Here is a 2,476-nt window from a genome sequence, read left to right as displayed (position 1 = left end):
ATTTTGTAATTCAGGCACGCACTAAATTTCATTTCGTGTAACGATTTAATCTCTAACATGATTCGAAGAATCGTGCACAAAATTAATTGATTTCATTTAATCAAATATCATTCACGAAATTTCATTTCGTATTACAAAGCACTTGCCTATCATTCCTCGCCTAAGGCGGGCAAGCATTATTCGAATTTTCCATCATTCCAAGCGCTTCTGTTTTTCCACATTATCATTAAACCCCTTTCGGGGTTTTTAAATTGAAAGCTGCCATCCTGAAACCTGCAACTTGTAACTCTCAACTTTGTTCCGAAGAAATACTTTATTGCACAATTTTATCAATCCTCAAATCCCAAAATCCATTTCCATACTGGACGAACTTTAATAGATTTTCCCTCTTCCTTATAATCGTTTGATTGATCCAATGTTAAAATGTAACCCTCATCCAATTGATAAATATCAAGTGCTTCCAATAATCCTTTAATTTCTCTATCCCAATTAGATTTATTTATTTCTGCAGTAACTTGATAGGCTGCATATATTTTATCATCTTTATGGACTAAAAAATCACATTCTGCTTTCTTTTTGTGATAATAAACTTGTTCGCCTTTACTTCTTAAGTGCATAAAAACTACATTTTCAAGCATCCTTCCAGTATTTTGTGAGAACTTAAACGAAACACTATTCACTAAACCTGTATCTATGCAGTATAGCTTCTTTTCATTTGTCTGTTGTACATTTATCGATTCTGAATAAATACTAACCATAAATAAAAGATAACAATCATTTACATAATTAATATAATCATAAATGGTGTCTTTGCTTATCTTAATGCCTAAAGATTTTAACTCATTAAACAATTTATTTACAGAAATAGTATTTGAAATGTTTGCCAAGCATTTTCTGATAAAATATCTAAGTGATAATGAATTTTTTACATCATATTTTTCTATAATATCTCTATATATCATAATATCAAGATAAGTTTGTAAAGTTTTTAATCTTAATTGAGAATCGTAAAAAACAACTTCTGGAAACCCTCCATTATATAAATAATTTGAAAATGCTTTAATTATTTTTGCTTTATTTCTTGAACTGTATATATCACTTGAGTCTATATTTAGAAAATGAAGATATTCAGAAAATGAAAGCGGAAACAACTCATACCAAATTGCTCTGCCTCTTAAACTGGATGCTATTTCTTTACCTAATAGTTTAGATGAAGAACCAGTAATTATAATATTCTTTGTAACTGAATCATATAAGCGTCTTACAAATTTTTCCCAATTAGGAATAATTTGTACCTCATCAAAAAAAATATAGAGTGTATCCTTATTCTCCGGGTACAGTTCATAATATGCATCAATAATTAAGCGTAAGTCTTCAGATTTCAAGTTAAGTCTTTCATCTTCAAAATTAATGTAAAGAATATTTTCTTTATCAACTGTTTTTAATAATTCTGAAATAATTTGATATAGATAATAAGTTTTTCCAGTTCTTCTGCTTCCAATAATAGATATTATTTTACCGCTGTTTAAAGGAATAATAAGATTTCTTTCTTTAAAATTTGGTAATTCATTTTGATGGAAATCTTTTATAATTGATTTGATAATATCTTTCATTTCATTCATTGGTTTCCTTTTATAAAGGAAAGATAATTAAATAATTATCCTTTTACAAAGGAAAGTCAATTAAATAACTATATTAATTAAATGATATTAATAATTCACGAAATTTCATTTTGTGTTACAATCACCAGCCCATTATTCCCCGCCTAAGGCGGGCAAGCATTATTCCAATTTTCCATCATTTCAAGCGTTTCTATTCTCTTCGCCTATTATTGAACCCCTTCAAGGTTCTGATAATTTTTTGTACTTCACATTTTTTCTATTCATATTAAACCACTTCGTGGTTTACAATAATAATCAACTTAAACTTGTAACCTTCAATTTGTAATTTTGTAATTCAAGAACTAAATTTCATTTCGTGTAACGATTTAATCTCTAACATGATTCGAAGAATCGTGCATAAAATTAATTGATTTCATTTATTCAAATATCATTCACGAAACTTCGTTTCGTTTTACAATCACCAGCACATTATTCCCCGCCTAAGGCGGGCAAGCATTATTCCAATTTTCAATTTTTCCATCATTACAAGCGCTTCTCTTCTATACATTATCATTGAACCCCTTCAGGGTTCGTAGATGTTCTTTTGTAACATTTTTCTATTAATATTAAAACCCTTTCGGGGTTTTTAATATGTAACAAGATTCGAAGAATCGTGCATAAAATTAATTGATTTCATTTAATCAAATACCACTCACGAAACTGCGTTTCGTGTTACAATACACCAAGTCCATTATTCCATTTTACTCTTACTTGTTTTCCCACAGCATTGTCAAAACACATCCATAATTATACATTACAAAATTTTGTTCATTAAAATATTTGTCTTTTTCACATCTATAATCTTTTGAAAACCA

1 protein-coding gene is annotated in these 2,476 nt (G+C 28.6%); it reads right to left on the bottom strand.

What is annotated here, in order from left to right; genetic code table 11:
- Positions 1-329: 329 nt before the first annotated feature.
- On the bottom strand, positions 330-1,622 hold the full coding sequence (locus tag AC27L2_RS13780) for an ATP-binding protein (RefSeq protein ID WP_487212348.1): 1,293 nt from the start codon (positions 1,620-1,622) through the stop codon (positions 330-332).
- Positions 1,623-2,476 lie beyond the last annotated feature (854 nt).

Source organism: Rosettibacter sp. KY25, assembly GCF_057554405.1.
The sequence above is the reverse complement of the archived record's forward strand: the minus strand, read 5'-3'. Positions and strand labels throughout refer to the sequence as shown.

Coding starts and splice junctions, on each gene's coding strand:
- AC27L2_RS13780 (WP_487212348.1), bottom strand. CDS start 1,622: ATGAATGAAATGAAAGATATTATCAAATCAATTATAAAAGATTTCCAT.